The organism is Moorena producens 3L (genome assembly GCF_000211815.1).
GTDB lineage: Bacteria > Cyanobacteriota > Cyanobacteriia > Cyanobacteriales > Coleofasciculaceae > Moorena > Moorena producens.
Map to the genome: position 1 here is coordinate 37,771 of NZ_GL890820.1, position 6,742 is coordinate 44,512.

General features: G+C 43.9%; 10 protein-coding genes. 3 read left to right on the forward strand and 7 right to left on the reverse strand.

Annotation, left to right across the window (positions count from 1 at the left end; translation table 11 throughout):
- From LYNGBM3L_RS44840 to LYNGBM3L_RS01440, 6 genes are all read right to left on the reverse strand, one after another.
- On the reverse strand, positions 1–542 hold a 542-nt coding region (locus LYNGBM3L_RS44840; RefSeq protein WP_044491911.1), incomplete at its 3' end, for a hypothetical protein.
- A 146-nt stretch (positions 543–688) separates the two neighbouring features.
- Positions 689–856, reverse strand: coding sequence for a DUF6760 family protein (locus LYNGBM3L_RS49670; protein WP_353736756.1), 168 nt, complete (start codon positions 854–856; stop codon positions 689–691).
- Complete coding sequence (locus tag LYNGBM3L_RS01425) at positions 841–1,206, reverse strand: hypothetical protein (RefSeq protein WP_008178157.1); 366 nt, start codon at positions 1,204–1,206, stop codon at positions 841–843. The genes LYNGBM3L_RS49670 and LYNGBM3L_RS01425 overlap by 16 nt, the downstream gene beginning before the upstream one ends.
- 53 nt (positions 1,207–1,259) lie before the next feature.
- Positions 1,260–1,694 carry a phage tail protein gene (locus LYNGBM3L_RS01430; protein WP_008178159.1) on the reverse strand — a complete coding sequence of 145 codons (435 nt, stop codon included), beginning with the start codon at positions 1,692–1,694 and terminating at the stop codon, positions 1,260–1,262.
- Positions 1,695–1,752: 58 nt separating this feature from the next.
- Positions 1,753–3,012, reverse strand: a complete 1,260-nt coding sequence (locus tag LYNGBM3L_RS01435) for a phage tail sheath family protein (RefSeq protein WP_008178161.1) — start codon at positions 3,010–3,012, stop codon at positions 1,753–1,755.
- Positions 3,013–3,150: 138 nt separating this feature from the next.
- On the reverse strand, positions 3,151–4,017 hold the full coding sequence (locus LYNGBM3L_RS01440) for a Pvc16 family protein (protein WP_008178163.1): 867 nt from the start codon (positions 4,015–4,017) through the stop codon (positions 3,151–3,153).
- A gap of 244 nt (positions 4,018–4,261) precedes the next feature.
- Between LYNGBM3L_RS01440 and LYNGBM3L_RS01445 the strand changes: the two genes are divergently transcribed.
- From LYNGBM3L_RS01445 to LYNGBM3L_RS46865, 3 genes are all read left to right on the forward strand, one after another.
- The gene (locus LYNGBM3L_RS01445) at positions 4,262–5,257 is read left to right on the forward strand and encodes a hypothetical protein (RefSeq protein ID WP_008178165.1); all 996 of its coding nucleotides are present in this window, start codon (positions 4,262–4,264) and stop codon (positions 5,255–5,257) included.
- Positions 5,258–5,547: 290 nt separating this feature from the next.
- Positions 5,548–5,727 carry a hypothetical protein gene (locus LYNGBM3L_RS39400; RefSeq protein ID WP_131826945.1) on the forward strand — a complete coding sequence of 60 codons (180 nt, stop codon included), beginning with the start codon at positions 5,548–5,550 and terminating at the stop codon, positions 5,725–5,727.
- 164 nt (positions 5,728–5,891) lie between these two features.
- Positions 5,892–6,386: a response regulator transcription factor gene (locus tag LYNGBM3L_RS46865; protein WP_008178168.1), complete on the forward strand. Its 495-nt coding sequence runs from the start codon at positions 5,892–5,894 to the stop codon at positions 6,384–6,386.
- A 161-nt stretch (positions 6,387–6,547) separates the two neighbouring features.
- Here LYNGBM3L_RS46865 and LYNGBM3L_RS01455 read toward each other — a convergent pair.
- Positions 6,548–6,742 (reverse strand): hypothetical protein (locus tag LYNGBM3L_RS01455; RefSeq protein WP_044491914.1); only part of this gene is annotated, 195 nt, incomplete at its 5' end.

Below are 6,742 nucleotides of genomic sequence, written 5' to 3' on the forward strand. Positions count from 1 at the left end.
TCTAAATCTTGCGGAAAACTTTTAAAACACGCACTAGACCTGGATACAGTAGAAGATTTAATTTGGCTGATAATCGGGACTTTGGGACTAGTTGATGGGACAGATCCAGATGGTGGTTGGGATCTCCCCTGATGCCCTAGGTTGTCGGGAAACTGGCGAGAATTAGTCCTAGTTGCCATTGACCTTTGCACCCCTTCTCCCCTCCCTGAAGGGGCAACATTAGAAGGGGCAACATTAATCGGCTCCAGATAGGTATTACTGACATCAGCCGATTCTACTCTAGGGCGACTAAAACGCTCCAGATTTAACTTGGGTTGTAAACCACTCGCACCATAACGGGAGTTAATTTGTTCTGGTAGGGTTAATCGTTGGGTCAGCCTAGCCGTAGTTGCTTGGGTAGATTGGTAATGGCGGTGCAGTTGGCGGGTATTAATTACGCCACCAGACTTTTCTTGTCGCCGTTGCAGACGACTTAGTAAAGGGGAATTTTCTGGACTTCCCGATTCCTGGAAATTATTGGCTGGTGAAGCTGAATTATCCATCTTATTTAGACTTATTTAGAAAGGGAAAAAATCCCCAATTACCCACTACTGAACTAAGTACCTGGACATAAATAAACGAAACTGTGTTAACTTTTGTAAAGCTACTCAAAGTATCTCTGTTCCCTGTTCCCTGTTCCCTGTTCCCTTTACGAACTATTCAAACGCTGATTGATTTTGGCGACTTCAGTAACCCATTTTCGGCGTTCCCGGTGTTCCATGGTCATGATTGATTCATAATGCCAGTGGAAGTGATAGGCCAGATAGGCTACCTCCTCATGGATTTGGGTAAGGGGGTAGCCTAGGATTCCCCCGATAAATCGAGTTCGACAGCAAAATTTTGCTCACAGTGGGGGCAGCTAATTTGAAGCGATCGCATTCCATTGCCATTGATCCGATTGTACAGATCCTGCAAATACGCTAAATCAGAGGCAAATAAACTTTCGATAATCTTAGGATTAACTACCTCCACCGAACCAAGACGAGTGACAACACGGGAGAGCAACAGGACAATCAGATAGGCTGGGTTGTTTTGCACACGAGGATCTTTGAGGGGCAGAATTTCATCCGCCGCTGTCGCCATCCGCATGACTCCTTCCTGATGCAAATTCCCTTCTTTATCTATATACCCTGCTGGTAAGATAAATTCGTATTCCGTCTGTAGCATTTTGGTTCTTGGTTATGGCTGATTGCTAACTGATGACTGTTAACTGATTACTGTTAACTGACATTAACTCTCTGCAAACGTTCACAGGTGATTGTTAGGGAATCAATCCCAACATCGCTACCCTTAGCATCTAAGCTGGGTGCTTCATACTTACTCGCCCAAGCATTAAAGAAATCCCAGCGCACTTTTTCTTCCCCATCATCATTGAGCAGGATAATCGAGCCATTTTTGCGCTCAATTGTCCCATTCACTGCTTGTAAATGCCAATCGTAAAGTTCCTTGGAGTCAGTAATACCATACTTGAGGGCAATATCAGGGTAACTAGCTTTGCCCCGCAACTTACGTACTGTGGCATCATCTCCCCCTTCACGGTATTCGACAACTTCTACTTCTGAACCAAAACCACTACACTCAGAAAATCCTGCTTGAACAATTCCATCCAGTTCTACCAGAAAGCGATAGTTTTTATACGGATCTACTCTGGGCATAACTCACATCTCCTTGTTGTTTAGTAATAGGTAAGGTAATGGGTAATTCAAGAAATATCTATTCTCCAGCCATCTGTTGAATGCGGAAGATGACAAACTCCGCTGGTTTAACAATAGCGACACCAATTAGAGCAACAACTTGTCCTGCTTCCCGTACTTCTTTGGGATTGGTTTCCGCGTCACACTTAACAAAGAAAGCTTGCTCCGGAGTTGCTCCAAACAAGGCTCCATCCCGCCACTGATTCAACAGAAAGTCACCGACTGTACGCTTAATACGCTGCCAAAGTGCGAGGTTATTAGGCTCAAACACCGCAAATTGAGTACCCTCATCAATGGACTCTCGCAGGAAATTAAAATAACGACGGGTGCTAATGTACTTATATTCTCCGTTGTCATCCCCTCCCAGGGTGCGCGCTCCCCAAACTTTGATATTGCCTTTAAAAGAGCGAATGATATTAATTCCTAGAGGATTTAAACCGTCTTGCTCTGCTTTAGTGAGGTTGTATTCCAAATCTAGAGCGCCTCGAATCACTTCATTAGCTGGCGCTTTAAACACACCCCTTTCTCCATCGACTCGTGCGTAAACCCCAGCCATGTGTCCACTGGGAGGCAGGATTATACTGCCAGTGCTTGATGGGTCTAGAATTTGTTGGGCAGGGTCAAAAACTGTAATCCAGGGGAAGTAAAGAGCCGCGTAGTTACTATCTCTGGTACTACCTTTAATGCTGTCTCGGTCAAAAGTGGTAGGATTTTGTTGCCCATCAAGAATGGCAAACCTGTCTTGGAGGTTTTCACAGTGGTCTATGACAGCTTGTTGTTCTGCTTGGCTGGTAATGCCAGGAATAGCCACCATGGTGATTTCGTCAATAGCAGCAAAACTATTGAGAGCAGCAGCTAACTCGGTATTAGCACTAATCCGGATCACATAGCACCTGGTGCCACCGTTATTGAAGAAACCGTAAACTGCTTGAGCAAAACGACTCCAGGCGTTGAGTTGATTGGCATCAAAACTAGCTTCATCTACCTCTGTGAGATCCTCAAGAGTCTTGTCCCCAAGTAAGTCAGCAAAGGTAGTGACGAACTGACTCCAATTAGTTACCAAATTAGGGGTTCCGGCTTCCGGAAGAGTTTTTTCTTCCACTTTGAGGGTAACAGTAGTCGTGTCATCACTAGTAGTTTCGACACGCTCGGCAGGGAGTTGGATACTTTGGGGTACGATACCGATAAATCCGGCTACACTGGTAGCGACTCCAGCAATAGGTCGAGATGAGGGTGGAACTTCTTCAACATATACGCCTGGCGAAAGATACTGTGGCATAATCTTTAACTCCTTGATTAAACAGAATTTACTGTTGTATAGGAAAGGGAATAGGGAACAGGGAGTAGGGAGTAGGGAGTAGGGAGTAGGGAGTAGGGAATATGGCATCAAAAATTCTCACAATTCCTACACCGATCCCTATAGTTGTACGTTGTAATTACTTGCTGCGGATTCTACTGGGATAGTGATATTAACCTCCTGTACTAGATCTTCTAACTGCACCCGTAAGGTATAAGCACCAGCAGGAATTGCCCCGATGGTGTAGTTTCCATCTCTATCAGTGGCTGCGCTCAGATTACGCTCAACCAAAATAACCGTTGCGCCTACAACAGGTTTATTGTCAGCATCCGTAACTCGCCCACCAATCCGGAAAAATCGTTGTGCGGTGCTTGGCACAAGTTGTGGTGAGGATGGTGAAATCCGCTGACCTAATTGCCAATCTTGAGTAATGACAATGGGGGTTGGGTCTGGCTCAAATAGTTCCTTGATCGCAATGGTTACTTTAACTGTGATGGAAGGACGTAATTGATTCCCCAATGCAGTCCAAAACTCAGCAGTGCTTTGTACGCCATCTACTTGAGCAGTTACCATTGGTAAGGCTGGTTCTTGCCCAGCAAGTCGGGTATTTTCTAAAAAAGGTATTTCTGGAATAGTTGGATAAGCTGAGAATACTTGCAGCACTTGGCTGAGTAATCGGTGTTCTTGCAGGGGTAATTCTTCGCCACCAATGGGCCAAGCTGTGACTAAATAAGAACAGGCTATGCGCTTTGGAGGATTATGAATAATTGCCTTTCCATCGCGCCTCTCGATCGTTGGTTCATTATTACGTAATTCCAGGTGTTCCCGAATATCGTACAGAAATAAATTCACCGTCGTCTGTCCAGGACTAAACGTTTCTGAGGGACGCTCAAAGGAAATTTGAGCCTCCGCTAATTCTGGAAACCTCGACGATAGGCTGGTCTGTTCCAAAATTCTTCTCAACACTTGACTCAGATCGCTAATCATCCTAACTGACCGGGTTGGATTTACTGAGCAGCCACGTACCAGACTCTGAAAGCCTAGGGCGTGTTTGTCAACGTAATTATTATTAATTTTTCAGAGATTCTGTACAAGTCACGTTTTCTAGCTAGTCAAGTTTGACTAACTCATTTGAACTAATCGATTTGGACTAGCAAAATTTTGTGACTTGTTTGTGAAATCCAAAATTGATAAATTAACGCTATTCCTCTGCAGATAGGGAGATGGCTAGATGGGTAGATGGGCAAATAGAGAGATGGAGAGATGGGGAAATGAGGAGATAAAATTGATGGCTAGCCGTAATTTACATAATTGGGATAAAAACTGCTATTTTAATGGGAGTGACGTCTTGAAAATGCTGATAACTCCCCTTTTCAGCCAACTTGATTCCAAGCAATGGATCTGTGTACTGGATCCAGCCTTGGCGCTCTCCTATTATGGAGTCCACATAGCTCAGCAGCTAGGAGAAATAATCGAAATCTGGATAGCAAGAGAGCTTTGGCATATTCTTAACAATACTAAGTTTTATTTAGAACAACCAGAACTACTTATTCCCAAAAGCACTCTCAATAAAAAGGCATCTGAACAGGAGAGAGCAACCTTAGAGAGTGTGATTTGGTCACTTCAAGAGTGGAAACGATTACAAACTGAGCATGATTTGCTAGGACTCAATCTATTCTGGCTGGGAGATAGTCTCAGGGAGTCTTTACTGCCAAAAGGTACAACTATCAAGCTCTTGGCACGATGGGAATATTTAGCACGCTTATTAGATCGACGCATTAATCAGTCACAGGGGACCAATGATACTTTAATGGCGTCATTCCGGGATACTGTAGCCCTAAGTGCGAGTTTGGGTTCTGCTTTTATACTGAGCTATCAGAAACCTACAGATTTTAGTGATAATCGTCCTCCAGATATCTGCAAAGCTTTGGACAAATTGGGAATCTCTTGCGAACTGGTCAGTCCGCAGGATCGAATTGTGGCTTTGGAATCGGAGTACTTACGCCAGTTGATGATTTACACCGGACTGGCAAAACTTTTATGGGAAGGGCTTCATCTGTGTGTTATACATCTTGTGACACCAGCAGTTCCAGTATCTGACAGAATGTCTAAGCCCTCTTGGAGCGATAACTCTGCCTGTGATCCTGAAGACTTGGGGAATTGCCCAGAGTTGAAGGAGGATCTATGGATAAATACTAAAGCGTTCTGGTATAGTCTTTCTATTTGAGATGTAAACATAGAACGACACGCTTTCGGTAACATAAAACTACGGATAGGGTAACAGGAGTAAGGAATACAGCGTTTTTTTGATAATCAAAAATTACAATCTAGTTTTACAACTCATTTGTAAAGCCTAGAGAAACTATAAGTTTTTTAACAATTTAATTCCTTTTTGATTGATATTTAACAGAATAGAAGGGGGGGGGAAGACCATCCATGGATCTGATCTTCCTAAATCATTTGTGAATACTTATAGCAATCGGTGTAATGGTGTTGACAAATTCAAGCAACGAAGCTATGCAGCGAAGTCTTGGGGAGCTAAATCATTCCCTGGTCCGATGTTACCTATTCCCTACGCACAGCGCTATAGTTTTGCGTAAGCATTCAGCAGTCAGCAGTCAGCAGTCAGCCGTCAGCCATCAGCCGTCAGCCATCAGCCGTCAGCCGTCAGCCGTAGCCCATAAGCTGTTCGCGTAGCGTGGGCGTAGCCCATAAACTGATAGCTAATAGCTGATAGCACCTCAAGTAGCGTGGGCGTAGCCCATAAACTGATAGCTGATAGCTGAATGCTTACTTTTATCCTTCCCCAGGTTCCGCTCATCAATCAAACAGGATGTCTATAGGTACTTGACATTTTTCTTATGAAAGAGAAACTTAATTTTCCTCTTTATCGTCAAGATATAGCTACTAAAGATATACAATCAGAGTTAGGAAATCAAGTGATTGGTAAGCTGTTTATCAATAATTCTTGTTTTTTAGTTTGTGAAACAAACCACGAATTTAAACCTAGTTTAGGGTCTAGCTCTAATTCACCCCCTCAAAGCAGTTGTCCTTTGAATGCAGTTGGTTATATGGAGGTAAATGGTAAATGTTATGCAATTACAGAATTCCAAGACAATACTACTTCCGTTACATCTCATCTTGCTAGTCTCTTAACAGAACGAGAGTTACAAATTGTTACTCTTGTTGCTTCAGGTCAGTCTAATAAGCTAATTGCTAAACAGCTTGAAATTAGTGAATGGACAGTTTCCGCTCATCTACGTCGGATCTTCCTGAAGCTGGATGTAGATAGTCGAGCCGCTATGGTTTATCAATGTGCTCCTTTGATTCAGCAATTACAAATGAAGTCGCTATAGGCTGAGTAACTGGTATCAGCGGTCAGCCGTCAGCTATCAGCTGTCAGCGGTCAGCTATCAGCGGTTAGCCGTCAGCTATTAGCTGATAGCTGAATGCTTATCCATTATTAGCCGTCAGCCGTCAGCCGTCAGCCGTCAGCTATTAGCTGATAGCTGAATGCTTATCCATAATCTTGTATGGCACTGGATGCGATCGCATTATCTTGTCGGGCACTGGATGCGATCGCATTATCTTGTCGGGCACTGGATGCGATCGCATTATCTTGTCGGGCACTGGATGCGATCGCATTATCTTGTCGGGCACTGGATGCGATCGCATTATCTTGTCGGGCACTGGATGCGATCGCATTATCTTG